Source organism: Vibrio sp. SALL6, from assembly GCF_002002385.1.
Lineage (GTDB): Bacteria > Pseudomonadota > Gammaproteobacteria > Enterobacterales > Vibrionaceae > Vibrio > Vibrio parahaemolyticus.
Genome location: NZ_MQVK01000018.1, coordinates 185,385 through 201,046 on the forward strand (window position 1 = coordinate 185,385; position 15,662 = coordinate 201,046).

Here is a 15,662-nt window from a genome sequence, read left to right on the forward strand (position 1 = left end):
CAGATTCTCTTGTTTCAATTTCGTTTTGTAGGTGTTATGTGCTGGTTTTTTGGGTTTTAATGGAAAGAAAATATAAGCAGATTGGTGAATGAAATGCAGATGAAATAATTAAAAGTAATCGAAAAACATTATTCGAGTTAGATCACATTTGTAACGGCTAAAATAAACAAAAAGCCCCGACTAAGCGGGGCTTATTCAGCAACTTAATGCATTATGCGTAACGACGGATCATCAAGTTACAACTGCGTTGTTGACGCTCAAACTCAGTTTTAAGTTGTTGATACTTCAATTTTGATACAGAGCACTCGTATTTCTTCACTACGCTTGCAGTTTTTTCTCCGAGCAACTCTTTGCGTGCTTCGTAGTATTCCTGCATGTGGTGAACCAATGCATCAAACTCTTGCTGAAGTTGATCGAGAACAGTTTGCGCATTGGGTTTGGACTCCAGTTTCTCTTTCGCTTTCTTCAACAACTGGGTTGCTCGCGCTTTTTCAATTCGGAAAGTTGATGTAGTGCGAAGCTTGGACGTCAGTCCCAACCAAGAACAAGACTTGATCAGCCATTTAGTTGGATCGTAGTGCCACCAATAAACACCATTGCGGTAGTCATTTTCAAAGATGTGGTGAAAATTGTGGTAACCCTCGCCAAAGGTAAAGAAGGCTAAGACACCGTTATCGCGGGCCGTATTTTTGTCCGTAAAAGTTTGCTTGCCCCAAACATGCGCCAAAGAGTTAATAAAGAAGGTTGTGTGATGGCTCAAGAACAGGCGAGCTGCGCCAACAACCAGCAGCATTCCCCAAACATCCCCATAGATAAGACCCAAAGCTACAGGGAAACCGATATTAGTCAGCAAAGCTAACGGCACGTAGTACTTGTGTTGCCACATCACAATCCCATCGCGTTTTAGATCGCGGCAATTGGTGTACTCATTTTCTTTAGACTTATTGTAGTCGCGCAACATCCAGCCAATATGTGAATACCAAAAGCCACGTTTGGCGGAGTAGGGATCTTTGTCATTGTTATCGACATGTTTGTGATGCACTCGGTGATCAGAAGACCAGTGTAATGCACTGTTTTGGAGAGAAAAAGCGCCGCCAATCGCGAAAATTGCACGTAATACAGGATGAGCTTCGTAAGTTTTATGGCTCCAAAGGCGATGATATCCCGCAGTAATCGACAGGTTAGTGAAACTGAATGCAAGGATACCCCAAATCAAGTGCTCCCAGCCCAGTCCATAATGATATGCGTACCAAGGCATTACAATAAACGTTAGAACAAAACTGGCTGAAAAAATCAATATATTCAACCAGATAAATGGTGGTTTGTTTTGATTCACTGAGGTATTCCTAACTTTGAGCTAACAACTGTTCGCTAGAATATCAGCGAACACGTGTAAGTCAAATTAAAGTTAGATAAATGTGACTATTCCTGTTGAGCTGAGCCGGAATTCTAACTGGGATATTTTGCTTTTAATTTAATAATGAGTAGTATTAAAAAATGAGCTATGGCTTGAGGTGTATGAAATCTGCCAAGTAATTGGCTTTATAAAGGTGGAATATGCCAAGGCTCTGTGGAAAGCAAAAATGTAAGAAAATAGGAATACGTAATGGAATTACGATTAGCGGAATATAAGGACTATGAGCGCATTGCTCAATTGCATGCGGACAGTTGGAAACGTCACTACCGAGGCATTTTAACGAACACTTACTTGGACAGCGAAGCAATCGACGACAAATTGTTGATTTGGCAAACTCGCTTAACCAATCCTCCATTTAACCAACATATCGTTCTTGCAGAAGAGGGGGGCTTGTTACTCGGCTTTGTCTGTGTCTTCGGCAATCATGACTTTGAGCGCGGTACATTCATTGACGCTCTGCATGTTGATGATAGCTATCGTGGTCGTGGTATCGGCAAACAACTCTTGCTTGCCGTTGCAGAGTGGCAACAGCAATACTTCAAAGATTCAGGATTGTATCTAGAAGTTGTCTCGCAAAACACACCAGCGATTTCGTTCTATCAACATATTGGTGGACAAGAATGCCAAGAGCGTACGTGGCGTGCTCCGGGCGGAACAGAAGTAATGGAAAAAGTGTTCCGTTGGTCTAACGCGCAAGCGCTGGTAAGTGGCATTGAGGAAAACGTCATCTATTCATAACGCTTTCTAAGCGAAGAACGGAGACGATAAGAGCAGCACTGACGCTGCTCTTTTTTGTTTGCGGGATAGTTAACAATCTGGCGAGTTAAAAAGACAGGCCCATTTCCTTTAACTCACTTTCACATTGGCTCGCGTTTTCAAACTGAATAGCAGCCATGCCCACCTGTTTGGCCCCTTCGACGTTGTAAGGCATATCATCCAGAAAAACGGTTTCTGATGGGTTTAAGTCGTAGCGGGAGAGAAGCGCTTGATAAATTTCCGGTTGAGGTTTTAAAAGCGCGACTTCGGCAGACACAATCGCGCCATCAAAAAGAGGCCAAAAATCGTACGTTGATTTTAAGTGTTCGACAATTTCTACAACATTATCAGTTAGTGCGTAGACACCGTAACCCGCTTGCTTCACCTTTTGTAAAAGCTCAACACTGCCGAACAGTTGAATCTGAGTCTGTTTTACGTAGTAGAAGAAACAGCAACATTCTTCAGCCGTTAAGTCGAGTTCTTGTTGATAACGGTGTATTGCCTCTTCTTCGCTGATCAAACCTTTGTTGAGGTCTAGCCAAATCTTGTTTGAGAACAGTCTTTTCGCCATTTGTTCTGCATCTACGGAATGACCAAATGTTAAGCGTACAATCTCTGGAGGTGACCAACGAACCAGTACGTTGCCGACATCGAAAACAACATTTTTAATTTGAGAGCTTTCCATAGAACACCTTTGATTTGTGAGTTGGGCAGAGTAATCAAACGAAGATGAGTGAGAACAACATTCGCGTTGCCCTCGCATAAGTTGATTCTACTTGAATCACAATAAAATAATATGCAATTGAACTCGTTACCAAAAATTTCGTGAAATCAAGCTGAACTTAGATAAAAGACTGAATTTAAAGACAAGCATCGCGAATAAATTGACGGATTTCGCGCTGCTTATATTTGGCAAGTAATATATAATTACAAAACAACGTGATTATAAAAAAGATAGCAAGTCACAACTTTGAACGTCAGGCGGAGTAGACAAATTAGATAGTATGGATTCGATACGTAAGGTATATGAGTACGCAGAGCCCAATTTAACATTAGTTGGTTGGATGGGATTTATTGGCTTCCCGCTCTACTACTTCGTTTGGGACTTCATGTTCCCGCAATCCTATGAAAACTTGCCGCTACGTTTGTTCTGTTCCGCACTGTTTTTTGGCATCATTTTTCGTAACCGTTTGTCGTCATCATGGCGAAAGTACGTGCACGTCTATTATCAAATAACGATTACGACCTGTTTACCTTTCTTCTTTTTTTATATGTTGCTCATGAATGATTGGTCCAATGTTTGGGTGATGTCATTCATGTCGGCTATTTTCCTGCATATTTTGTTGGTTCATGTCACAAGGGTCATGTTTGCTCAGACGTTCGCTGGTATTGGTCTAGCGACGTTTTTTGCGTGGATCGCGAAAGGCTTTCATCTCGATATCACAATGGATTGGACGCATGTGCCGATATTTTTGTTTATTTATGTGTTTGGCAACATGTTCTATTTCCGAAATCAGGTCGAGCATGAAGCAAAAGTATCGCTCGCTAAGTCGTTTGGCGCTGGTATTGCTCATGAAATGCGTAATCCACTCAGTGGCTTATGTACGTCGATAGATGTTATTCAGTCTGTCTTGCCTAACAAAAAGGCGATGGGCGAAAAAGATCAGTATGTGATGAGTGGTGAAGACGTAACCTTGCTCCGTGAAGTGAGCGAAGATGCGATGAACATTATTCATTCAGGCAACGAGACAATCGATTTATTGCTCACATCGATTGATGAAAACCGCGTATCTCGCTCTTCCTTCAAAAGATATTCTGCTCAATCGGTGGTTGAAAAAGCCATTGAGAGTTTCAGTTATAAACGTTCGACAGACAGGTTCGCGATCTCATTCGATGCAAGAAGTGAGTTTGACTTTTTGGGTAGCGATACATTGTTAAAGTACGTCATGTATAACTTGTTTAAGAACGCATTTCATCATCGCAGCTCAGATGAGTTTCATATTCATGTGAGTATGCAAAGTAATGACACGGTCAACCAAATTGTAGTGACGGACAATGGCTCAGGTATCGCGCCAGATGTAATTCGACATATCTTTCAGGACTTCTATACCACAGGTAAATCGGGCAGTTATGGTCTTGGACTACCGTTCTGTAAGAAAGTCATGCGTTCATTTGGTGGTAATATTAAGTGCATTTCCCAGCCGGGAGAGTGGTCACAGTTTACGTTGACTTTTCCGCCTATCACTTCAGATACGGTAACGGAAATTAAAGATGAGCTGACCAAAATGAAATCGATTTTATTGGTCAGTAATCAAGACATTATCGTGCAAAAAATGGCTGATATTAGTCGCTTCATGGGATTTGATGTCACCGTTTTAGATGTAAAAAGCGTCTTTAAAAAGAAAGAATACGAGTTTGAATTTGACCTGATATTCGTCGATGTGGAAAGCCTTGATGTTTTAGAAAACCAATTAGACAGAATCGAATCGTTACTTTCATTTACTGAAGCGCGTGTGGTGTATCTTTTTGAGCACAAACCTGCACAACGAGCTAAAAAAGCTGGCCATGACCCGATTTGGGTAGAGACTCAAGCGTGGCTGCTAAACACCAAAGCTACGATTGAACGTTTGCTTTACGATTCCACTTATATCTCGTCAACCTTGCCATCTGCGCCTTTAGATAAATCCATCAAGCGAACCATCATGGTTGTGGATGATAACGAGTCTCTGCGTAAGTTTACGGCGATGTTACTAGAGAAGCAGGGATTTGAAGTGGTACAAAAGGAAGATGGTCAGCAAGCATTGGACACTCTTGAAAAAGAAAATATCGATCTGATTTTAATGGATATTGAGATGCCAATCATGGATGGAGTAGAAGCGTCGCGACGTATCCGTAACTCAGAAAAGCCGTATGCATCTGTGCCGATTATTGCGCATACGGGAGACAGTTCTCCTGTGACGCTAGATAAAATTGGCTCATCCGGCATGTCCGACTTTATCGTTAAACCCGCTGATAAGAATCGCCTTTTCGATAAAATTGCTAACTGGATTTAAAACAGAGCTCAGGATTGAACTGAGCTCTGACCTTTCACTGGAGCCAAGCGTAGGCTCAGCGTCCACTACGAATCAATTTACACAAACTCTAAGTCGGGATGGTCAAATGCCTCCTGACAAGCCGATAAGACGTGATCCACTTGTTGAGCTGTCATGTCGGCATTGACAGAAAATCGAATGATGTTCTTGTTTCTGCCCGTGGCAGGTCGGCAAAACACCGCACCGAAAACGTCTCTTTCTTCAAGGAAATCGCGTACTCGTTCAGTGTTTCTCTCACTTCCACACTCAAGAGCAATAATCTGCGATTCGCTGCGAATGTTAAACCCAATACGTTTTAATCCGATCGCGAGTTCTTTGGCTCGCTTGAACAAACATTCACGTTTGTCGTCAGCCGCTTTAATTACCTCAAGTGTTTTTTCTAAACGCACGACTTCTTGTGGCAAAACCGTTGAGCTAAAAATCGCAGGATAGGCCACGAAGGGCAGCGATTGTGCTAGCTTGTTCGGGCCTAATATCACACCAGCGCGGTAGGCGAACGTTTTAGCCAAACTTACGGTAACGAAATCCACCATCTGTGTTAGTCCCAGTTCTTGTAATAATCCAGACCCCTTTGGTCCGTGTGTGCCTAATGAATGGGATTCATCTACCACTAAGCCACAATCGAACTCCTTCGCCATTTCGTAGATGGCACGTAACGGGGCGATTGTGCCAATCGTGCTATACACAGAATCGACAACGATGATTCCCGCACCGTGGCGTTGGATCTGCTTGCGCAGATGATTCATGTTGTTATGCATGAAAGGATGAATCTGCGCTCCAGCGGTGCGTGCTCCTTCCCACAACGACATATGAGCGAAAAAGTCGATGTATACGGGAAGGTTTGGAGCGCAGATGGTTTGCAGTAAACCAATATTGGCTGCCCATCCTGATTGTGACAACAAACAACTTTCCATGCCGACAAACGTCGCTAGCTGGTGCTCAAAGGCGGGTTTTGATTGATCATCTTGCAAGAAGATTGCTGACATCACGACATTGTCATCTCGTTCAGAAATTGCGTCTCGATGCGCTTTCTGAATGAGCTCATTGTGAGAGAGCGAAAGGTAATCATTGCTTTGCATAACCACAGCATTTTCGGACGGTCGTTTGCCAAGAACGAGGTGCTTTTGATTTTCGTTAGATTTAATTAAATCTTGAATATGGAAATTAAGGCGTTCCTCGATAAAAGAGGGCAGTGGTTTAGTTTCGTTTTTAGTACACATAATAAATCTCTTTGTGATTTGGAAAAACGCCAGCGCTGACCTTATTTATATTGAAGATTTTGGGGAGAGTGTCACTAATCAAGTTGCATAACTTTGCTAGCGCTTGCAAACTCGATATTTAAGGGTTGGATGGTGGCTGTAACTCCTTAGGCTACGGGGGTCTAAACTAGTTTGTGTTCAATAAATAAACATGGTTTTTTGTGCTTGTACGCCGTAAAAAATGTAGTACAAAGTTCCACGTAAATACGACAAAAAGTGGTTACGTTGATGAGGCGGGGTTATCTAGTTGGGTGTAAAAGTGGCGGACAAAAAAGGCGCGAAAATCGCGCCTAGGAATAGAGTGAGAAAAAGAGCTTAGCGTTTGTTACGTAAGTAACGTTTACGACGTTCTTCCTTACGTTTCGCTTTCTCTTCTTCTTTGCGAGCCGTTTCTATTTCGACTTCGATCAGTTCTTGAGTAATCATCTCAGGAAGCTCAAGAGTGATTTGTCCTAGTGTACCTTGTCGAAGCTCGTGAAGTAGAATCTCAGATACTTTATGAAGATCTACTCGGCCACCTGCTCGTAGCGCGCCGCGACGACGGCCAATTTCTTCCATGATCTCAATGTCAGACTCTGGCAGTTCTTCGATTTGGTAACGTTCTTTTAGACGTTCTGGGTAATGTGCTGCTAGATACTCAACAGTGTAAAACGCAACTTCGTCGTACTCCATTGCTGTATCTTTTACGGCCCCCGTTGCCGCTAAACGGAAACCACTATGCGGGTTTTCCACTTTTGGCCAAAGAATCCCAGGTGTGTCAGACAGGACAATGCCGTTTTGTAAATTAATGCGTTGTTGGCGACGCGTTACCGCTGGTTGGTTACCCGTTACTGCGATAGTGCGACCAGCCAGTGTGTTGATGATGGTCGATTTACCCACGTTTGGGATGCCCATGATCATGGTACGAATGTTTTTACCAACTTCTTCACGGTGTGGCGCAAGCTTACGACAAAGCTCCATAATTTTATGTACTTCTTGAGGCTCAGAAGTCGTAATTGCCATTGCTTTTACGTTTTGTTCTTTCTCAAGATGGTCAATCCACAGTTGCGTCAGCTCTGGATCAGCCAAATCGCGCTTGTTTAGCACTTTTACAACAGGCTTTTCACCGCGGATTTTTGAAATCATAGGGTTTTCGCTACTGAAAGGAATACGAGCATCCAGTACTTCGATGATCACATCCACCTGCGGGATGGCTTCTTCGATCTCTTTACGCGCTTTGTGCATGTGGCCAGGAAACCACTGGATTGAGTTGTTAACCATTTGAAAATATGCCTTTAAATTTATGGTTAAGCTGTGAAAAGTATGAGGTGGGGTATCAAAGGTACGATATCGGTCACCTGAAACTACGACAGCATAGATGTGAGGATCTTAACACTTTATCTTGTAGCGGAAAACGTTCAGGAACCCTTATCATTTAGAAACAGAGTTTCAACGTGTTCCTCTCACGATCTCGGACCAATATCAAAGGCATTTAGTTGCGACATAATGGCCTTAAATAAGGAATACAAAAATGAACAACAGTGGGACTGTTCAAATTGCTTTGCTTTATTTAACCTGCATAGGAGAGTTTGATTGAGTCGGCAACGCGCGGTTTTGAGTCGAGAGAGTTTATCGGGGATGGTCTAAAGTAATAGTAACCTTGAGTTAATGAGTGGCTTGTCTTTAACATCTTATGATGTTCGATGTACTCAGCACCCTCGAAGATCAATCCGTGTAAGCAGAAAGGGGCTAAGAAGTACTCTAGTGCTTGTATAGACTCTTGGTCGGCGTGTTTTAGAAAGCTTTTGTCAATCTTGATACGATCCCAAAGTATTTTGCCAAGTGACATGTTAGCCAGCTTGTTGTTACGGTGATAGTCATCCAGCCAAATCTCGATATTGTTCGCTTGTAACACTGATAAGTTTTCGCGTATTTCTTTTGATTCGGTATAACAATCAAGCTCGCTTATCTCAAGAGCAAACTTAGCACCATTGAAGCTTAAAAGCTCACGGACAAAATCTTCGTCAGCTAAGCAAGAGAGTTTAATATTAAAAGAGTGTAGTTGGTGAGGGTATTTTTCAAGAGAAAATCGAATTTGTTGTACAGCGAGAGTTTGAATAAACGTGTTGTCTATAATGGAAAAGAATACATCGTTGTTTATGTTGCTCTTATCAAAAGTGCTTATCTTAGACAAAGTTTCGTAATATTGAATTTCTTGGCTTCTCGGACAGAGGATAGGTTGTACTAACGTTTTTATATCAAAGTCAGTCAATTTGAAGCTAGGTAGGTAAGGCATATTCCTTTTCATATTATCCACTTTATCCGTTTACTATTACTATGTTTGACTCACACTTAAACATCGTTTCATATTCTATATCTAAAGTTATTACGTCAGGAAATTAAGAATTATAATACCTCTATAAATAATATTTAATGTTCATTAAGCACCATCGAGAAAACAGGTGCCTAATGAACGATGATAGAAATTTATTTCGCAACAACAGACAGTTCTACGTCGAATTCTTCGCGACCACTGATGCTGAAATAGTATTGTCCCATTTTGATCGACCCGTCTTCATTTTTTGGGATTGAAATCGTTTCGTTACTGCCATGGGTGTAGTTCGACCATTCGTACTCGAAGTAGTGGCATACTTTGTCGTAACAAGCGTATAGATCGGCATCACCAGTGCCGGAGATAGACACTTCCAGTTGATTATAACTTTCTGAAACATCGACAAAGAAGAGCGTTTCAGAGAACTTTTTACCGCTTACTTGGATGCTGGTATTGAGTTCGATTTTCTTAGGCTTCTCTTTCGGTTTTGGCTGAGAAATATCCGAATCGTCAATGTCTTTCGTCACCTCATCCAGCCACGAATGAAACTCAGTATTGTAAGCAGGACCTAATCGTTCAAGCAGTTTTACCCACTCTTTGTATTGGCCGGTACGCGAGTAACCTAACAGTTCAGTAACGTCTTCAGGGTGTTTCTCTATCATGAAGCGTACAGCTAAGTAGCCCCAGCGATACACACGGTTTAAACCGTCGCTGTAGTTCGTACTGAACACGTCTGCCAATGTGTGCGTCTTTTCTTTGCCAAGTACTAGAGCAGCATTGTAGCCCTCTTTGTAATACATGTATTCAGCAAAACCTTCCAACCACCACACGATACTGCCTTCGCGCATTGTGTCGTGGAAGTCACCGTATTGGTTGAATCGACCATCTAAATAATGCACATATTCGTGCTCTAAGTTTAGAATCGAAAAGTCGTCGTCCCATCCGTTTTGATAAGCGACGAATCGAGGTACATTTCCTTGTTTTGATGGGTCTCGCTCAAGGAACTGTCCGCCGTTGTTGGTGGTATTATCAAAAAGGAAGCTGGAGTAGGTCGAGTAGTCACTTTTGGTTTTAAAAACAATAACATCGACACTATCGCTATGATCATCAGCGACAGGCTGATATCCGGTGTTAACAGTTTGGTGGAAGTCATCTTCTTTGAGGTTTAATGTTTCGCAGCTTGTAATTGCTTGAGCTTCTGTCATCTCTTGAGCAAGAATTCGCGCGGGGCCGCTACAATCATAACTGAATGTCATTATTCGCTGTTTTAATACGGATTTTGAGTTACTTAGCCCTAGCTGCTCAAGATAATCTGATGCATAAGCGTCAACCATTTCGGCGATGCCAACCCAAATTCTGTCTGACTTACCGCCTAGCGGGTAGCGCTTTAACAAAGAATCTAAAGTGTCGACAACGACTTTTTTTGTCTCTGCATCTTCAGTTTTTACCAGCCTAGCGAGCTCTCGCGCGGCATTGCCAAGTAGTTGTTCAGAATCCGTGCCTATCGCCCATTCGTTGTTGGTAATAAAACCACTCAAACGATGGATATAACTTGAGTCAGATTCAATCACATCGTAAAACGCTTTGGTTTGTGAGTGTCCAGCCATAGCGATAAAGATATTGTTGATGGCTTTACGGTAGTAATAGCTGTCGCTTTTATCCGCTGAAAAGTTATCAAGAATAGCGAAAACATCGGGTGCGGCGATGGCGAGTTGTCGAATACTATCAACAACAATCAACATGGATGCGAGCGCTTCTTGCTGTTCGCGACCGTCAGTTAGAGCGTGTGGTGAGCGCAAAAATTGTTGAATGGTATTGGCAATATCTACGCTTAATTCGGATGGGAAAGGTTGTAACTTTTTGGCAAAGGTATCGTGTCGGTTTTTGTAAGCTGCCTTAATGAACTCACCTAAATAGTATATTTGCTGAGCTTGCTCTTTTGTTCCTTTATAAGCTTCAATTGCCTTTTTTAATCCGCCAGTAATTCGACTCACGCTCATGGTACTGAAGACGACGTCTGCTTGCTCTAACGATGGAGAAAACCACGTTCTCATGCACTCGTAGTCACTGTTTGCGACTCTTGATTCGATATTGACTCGGTCAACCGTAAAATCTTCAACAGTACATTTTCCTTTGTGTGGGAAAAGCTCGGTATCGTCATCTACCACGGTGTCATCGTCGGTGGTATCGTCGTCTTTCGTGGAATCATCATCGACGGTACTGTCATCATCTGTATCTGTATCTGTATCGTCATCCACAGTTGAATCTACGTCAGCGTTGTCATCGTTTTTGTCGCCAGAATCTACGCCAGCGACGGGAACAGTCTTGACTCCACCGGAAGAATCATCACCACCACATCCAGTTAAAACACCAAGCATGGATAATAGAAGACATGCAGTTTTAATATTTTTCATAGAATTAGTATTGTATTTGAAATGGGCGTCAAATATATATTTTTACTGATGTATAGTTAAATAATAGAATTTAATGGCTAGATAAAAATGTATTATGCTCAACACGCCTATTTTTATGTGATATTGAACAAATAACTATTATTTATAAATTCAGTAGAAATGTTAATTGGGAAGGAAAAATTGATTTTGATATACATAACGCTTGGTTTTTATTTTAGTCGACGGGTATATGAAAAAAATATATTTTCCAATCATCAGCACTTTGATGGTTTCCTTTGCTCATGCCAATACGCTGCCTGCGCCAACTTGGCATCAATTTCAGTTAAATGATGGTTCAAAGAAAGAATTAAAACTTTATGGCGATCAAGAATCTTTCTGGTATCAAGATAGAGAAGGCATTATTTATGTCTACGATGAAGAGACAGGGTGGTTTTATGGTAATCATGAAATTGTTGATGGGCGTTTTGTCGTCACTTCTCTTGGGGTTGAAGCCAAATTAGAAATGCCACAAGCAGTCAGAGAGCTGTTAAAAGAACGCGTCACCCCGACGTCTTCTTTATTGCCTTCTGAGCACGTTTATCCAATGAATGAGCCATATCTTGAGCAAACTCCCATTCGGGCACTAAACGCAACAAATGAGCCCACGCACCAACCTTTGCTCGTTGTTCAGGTGAGCTTTAACAACCAAGACTTTGTGAATGACTTCACCAACGTGATTTTTGGTGATAATCAGCAAAGTGTAAAAGACTACTTCAGTAAGAATAGCTACGGACGTTACATCGTAGAGCCTGCGAAAGAAACGGAAGGTACGGCGAACGATGGTGTCATCAACCTTACGTTGGATATCGCTCACCCGAACTGCCACTCAAAAAATGATGCGACTTGTGACAGTAAGTTAAATGAAGCCTTTAAAGCCGCTTACGACAAGTTAGACCGTTATGTGGATTTGTCTACTTACGATTTGAATAACGACGACAAAATCACGCCTGACGAATTGTCTGTGATGTTTGTATTTGCGGGGTACGACAAGTCTGCTGGTTCGGTAAATACGCCGTACATTTGGCCTCATCGTTATAGTCATAATGCGATTGAGATCGATGGAAAGACCATCCGAGATTACTGCTTGTTTGCTGACTTCCAAGGTGACCATCAATCTACGATGGGCGTGATTGCCCATGAACTTGGACACTTGATGCTTGGTCTACCTGATTTGTACTCCTACAAACATTCCGGTTCTGTTGGCCAATGGGGATTAATGGGTGGCGGAAGCTGGGCAAGTAAACAAGGTGATACGTATGCAGGGGAAACGCCGGTCAATATGTTGGCATGGAGTAAGGAAGCTGCTGGTTTCATCAAGCCGAAAGTGATTGAAGCGTCGGGTTCTAGCGCGATCGAGACTCGTCAAGGCGAGGGTGTGGTGTATCTCGATCCGTATTTGAAACAGCAAGGTCCAAGAGCTTACTTCGAAAACAGAAGAAAAACGGAATACGACCGTGCGTTGTCAGGTGAAGGTCTTTTGATCACGGCCGTAAGTATCGACAACCGTTTCAATGACACTGGGCCAATGCAAGTTCAGGTATTCCAAGCGGACGGTCTGGATGAACTACAAACTCGTGGTTGGTCAGATCAAGGTGATGTGTTCCCGGGCTCAAGCAATGTGATAACTATTTCGGATGATACAACTCCTTCTTTGAAACTCATCACCGGTGGCCGGGAAACCAATATCTCGATTAATGATATCGCCAGTACAGATCAAAGCGGCACGTTACGAGCATCTATTCCTTCATCGACGAATAAATCGGCTTGGATAACGTCACTTTCAAGAACGTACGTGTATGAAGACAGCCGCAACAATACGATAGGGTTTGGGTTAGAAAATAACGATGGTTACCAATCTTTGGTTGGTTTCTACTTATTTGCTAAGCCAATTCTACCAAACTCCGAGATGCGTTATCGCATGTTTAAATATGACCTGACTACAAACCGTTGGGGGAATGCGTCTATTAACGTTGACACTCAAGTTGAAGTGTCATCGGGGGTGATTCCTACGTTTGGTGGTCGAGTTATGTTTGCATCGCCATTTGATATCGATGAAGGTGAGCAGTTGTTGGTCATTGAGCTAGAAAACGCTAAGCCAGAATACAGCTATTCATTCTTGGACGCTTATTTGTCTAACGGAGAGAAAAAGAAGCAGTTCTATGGAAATGCCAGTTCGTACAAGACGAGCGGATTAAGCGAAGGGCGTGGCCGTAACTATCCTTTTGCTGCTTTGTTAGAAAAACCTCAGGCGAAACCTAGTATTACGGTTGAAACGGATTCCGTCACCGTATTAAGCGGTGAAAGTATTACGATTGATGTACTGGCGAATGACCACTCATCGGATGCGAATAGCACATTGAAGCTAGATAAGATCACATCAAAGCCTTCGATTGGTAGCGCTGAAATCTCAGGACAAAAAATCCACTATTCTGTTCCTGTTTCGGACATTCCAGAACAACGAGCAGTAATGAAGTATCAAGTGTCTGACGATTTTGGGACGACAGCAGAAGGTGAGGTGGTCATCACGATCAATTCTCCAGTAATCACCGCGAATAGTCTTCAATACAAAGCGCTAGAAGATACGCCACTGGAACTTAACTTACGTCAGCAACAAGGACTAGAGAAAGGGGACACCATCGTCATTAAAAAGCCGCCGATGTACGGCAAGATTGATGGGAATACCTACCAAAGTAAGGAAAACTACTTTGGTAATGACCAGTTTGAGTTTTCTATTGTGAAAGAAAACGGACGTGAATCTAATACAGCTATGGCTGTAATTACGGTCGAAGCGGTTAATGATGAGCCGATCTTCGCTGTTGAAGCGAGCCGTAAAGAAGGCCTATCAAACGAAAAAGTCACACTATCTGTACTTGGCTTAAAAGACGTTGATTCAACGGATCACTCATTCAAATGGCGTCAAGTTTCTGGGACTAAAGCTCAGTTTGCCACCACGGACACGGCAAGTGTAGAAGTGACGTTACCAAAAGTGAGTGAGAAAAGTGAAAAGCTGACGTTTGAAGTGGCGGTAAACGACAACGATGGTGCAATTATTACTAAGAGCGTTGTTATGGTCGTTAAGCAAGAAGTCGTTGTGGAAAATGATCCTGGCAAGAGTGAAGAAGGCGGCTCTATGGGGCTATGGGTTACTCTGTGTATGATGCTGATTAGCCTGAGAACAAAGGTTAATAATTTGTATAGATTCGTAATAAGAAATGATATTTGGTAGAAAAATATTATAATTCATCGTCTTATATTCGCAGGATGAATGAAGATTGAAGGAAACCAATAAGAAAAACCTCCGTGTCGTAGCGCTTGCTCCGACAGGGAGGTATTTTGCATCAATAATAAGCTCATTAGAGATCTTGGAAACAGCAGCTGAATTTGCAGAGTTCCAAGGTTTCATGACACACGTCGTTACGCCAAACAATCGGCCGTTAATTGGTCGAGGGGGGATCTGCGTTCAACCCACCGCACAATGGCAATCATTTGATTTTACAAACATATTAATCATTGGCTCAATTGGCGACCCTTTAGAATCGTTAGATAATATCGATCCTGCATTGTTCGATTGGATCAGAGAGTTACACCTAAAAGGCAGCAAAATAGTTGCAATTGACACTGGTATTTTTGTCGTCGCGAAAGCCGGTCTTTTGCAGCAAAACAAAGCTGTAATGCATTCTTACTTCGCCCACCTCTTTGGCGAACTGTTCCCTGAGATAATGCTCATGACTGAGCAGAAAGCACTCATTGACGGAAACGTCTATCTTTCGTCTGGACCTTACTCTCACTCAAGTGTGATGCTGGAAATAGTAGAAGAGTATTTTGGAAAGCACACTCGAAACCTTGGTAACCAGTTTTTAAGTACAATAGAGAGCAGTGGAAACTCTCATTCATACTGTGATGTTTTCCGTTACATGCAACACAGAGATGAGCTGATTCTAAAAATCCAAAAATGGATTCTCACCACGGATCTAGACATCGTCTCTATCAGTGATTTAGCGAATGAAGCTTGCTTATCAGAACGGCAGTTAAAACGCCGATTTAAAGAGGCGACATCCATCAGTCCGCTAAAGTTTATTCAGTTAGGGCGTTTATCTTTTGCAAAAGAACTGTTGAGGTCAACAAAGTTGTCAATTGATGAAGTTGCAAGTCGATCTGGTTATGTTGATACACAGTTTTTCAGGCAGATATTCAAACGAGAAAATGATTGTTCTCCGCTTGAATATCGTAAAAGAAACCAAGTTAAAGCTGAATGATAAGCATATCTCATGGCCAGAATCATGATCTATACAACATTATTAATTGAATAGTCGTATTTACATTCGTTTTAAATCCATATTATAGTTCGAACGAAAATAGCAAACGTTTGCTATT

The 15,662-nt window shown here is 42.2% G+C and carries 10 protein-coding genes; 4 read left to right on the forward strand and 6 right to left on the reverse strand.

Annotated elements, in window-relative coordinates; all coding sequences use genetic code 11:
- Positions 1-211 precede the first annotated feature (211 nt).
- A complete protein-coding gene (locus BIW15_RS10780) occupies positions 212-1,336 on the reverse strand; it encodes a fatty acid desaturase (protein ID WP_077280985.1) in 1,125 nt (374 codons plus the stop codon).
- A gap of 270 nt (positions 1,337-1,606) precedes the next feature.
- On the opposite strand from BIW15_RS10780, the gene BIW15_RS10785 reads away from it, so the two are divergent.
- Entirely contained in the window at positions 1,607-2,155 is a 549-nt protein-coding gene (locus BIW15_RS10785; protein ID WP_031827588.1) for a GNAT family N-acetyltransferase, read from the forward strand.
- A gap of 85 nt (positions 2,156-2,240) precedes the next feature.
- On the opposite strand, the gene BIW15_RS10790 is transcribed toward BIW15_RS10785, so the two are convergent.
- Positions 2,241-2,858 carry an HAD family phosphatase gene (locus tag BIW15_RS10790; protein WP_025632561.1) on the reverse strand — a complete coding sequence of 206 codons (618 nt, stop codon included), beginning with the start codon at positions 2,856-2,858 and terminating at the stop codon, positions 2,241-2,243.
- Positions 2,859-3,177: 319 nt separating this feature from the next.
- On the opposite strand from BIW15_RS10790, the gene BIW15_RS10795 reads away from it, so the two are divergent.
- Positions 3,178-5,226, forward strand: coding sequence for a response regulator (locus BIW15_RS10795; RefSeq protein ID WP_021450907.1), 2,049 nt, complete (start codon positions 3,178-3,180; stop codon positions 5,224-5,226).
- A gap of 77 nt (positions 5,227-5,303) precedes the next feature.
- Here the strand turns inward: BIW15_RS10795 and cqsA are convergent, their stop codons facing one another.
- The 4 genes from cqsA to BIW15_RS10815 form a co-directional block, all read right to left on the reverse strand.
- Positions 5,304-6,485 (reverse strand): alpha-hydroxyketone-type quorum-sensing autoinducer synthase, encoded by a 1,182-nt coding sequence (gene cqsA / locus BIW15_RS10800; protein ID WP_077280986.1) that lies wholly within the window; start codon positions 6,483-6,485, stop codon positions 5,304-5,306.
- Positions 6,486-6,839: 354 nt separating this feature from the next.
- Positions 6,840-7,784 carry a ribosome biogenesis GTPase YlqF gene (ylqF, locus tag BIW15_RS10805; protein ID WP_005454328.1) on the reverse strand — a complete coding sequence of 315 codons (945 nt, stop codon included), beginning with the start codon at positions 7,782-7,784 and terminating at the stop codon, positions 6,840-6,842.
- A 289-nt stretch (positions 7,785-8,073) separates the two neighbouring features.
- Positions 8,074-8,811: an EAL domain-containing protein gene (locus BIW15_RS10810; protein WP_031848314.1), complete on the reverse strand. Its 738-nt coding sequence runs from the start codon at positions 8,809-8,811 to the stop codon at positions 8,074-8,076.
- Between the two features lie 179 nt (positions 8,812-8,990).
- On the reverse strand, positions 8,991-11,213 hold the full coding sequence (locus BIW15_RS10815; RefSeq protein ID WP_179115269.1) for a M9 family metallopeptidase: 2,223 nt from the start codon (positions 11,211-11,213) through the stop codon (positions 8,991-8,993).
- A 265-nt stretch (positions 11,214-11,478) separates the two neighbouring features.
- Between BIW15_RS10815 and BIW15_RS10820 the strand changes: the two genes are divergently transcribed.
- Positions 11,479-14,514 (forward strand): M6 family metalloprotease domain-containing protein, encoded by a 3,036-nt coding sequence (locus BIW15_RS10820; RefSeq protein ID WP_179115267.1) that lies wholly within the window; start codon positions 11,479-11,481, stop codon positions 14,512-14,514.
- Positions 14,515-14,560: 46 nt separating this feature from the next.
- Entirely contained in the window at positions 14,561-15,544 is a 984-nt protein-coding gene (locus tag BIW15_RS10825; protein WP_077280989.1) for a GlxA family transcriptional regulator, read from the forward strand.
- Positions 15,545-15,662 lie beyond the last annotated feature (118 nt).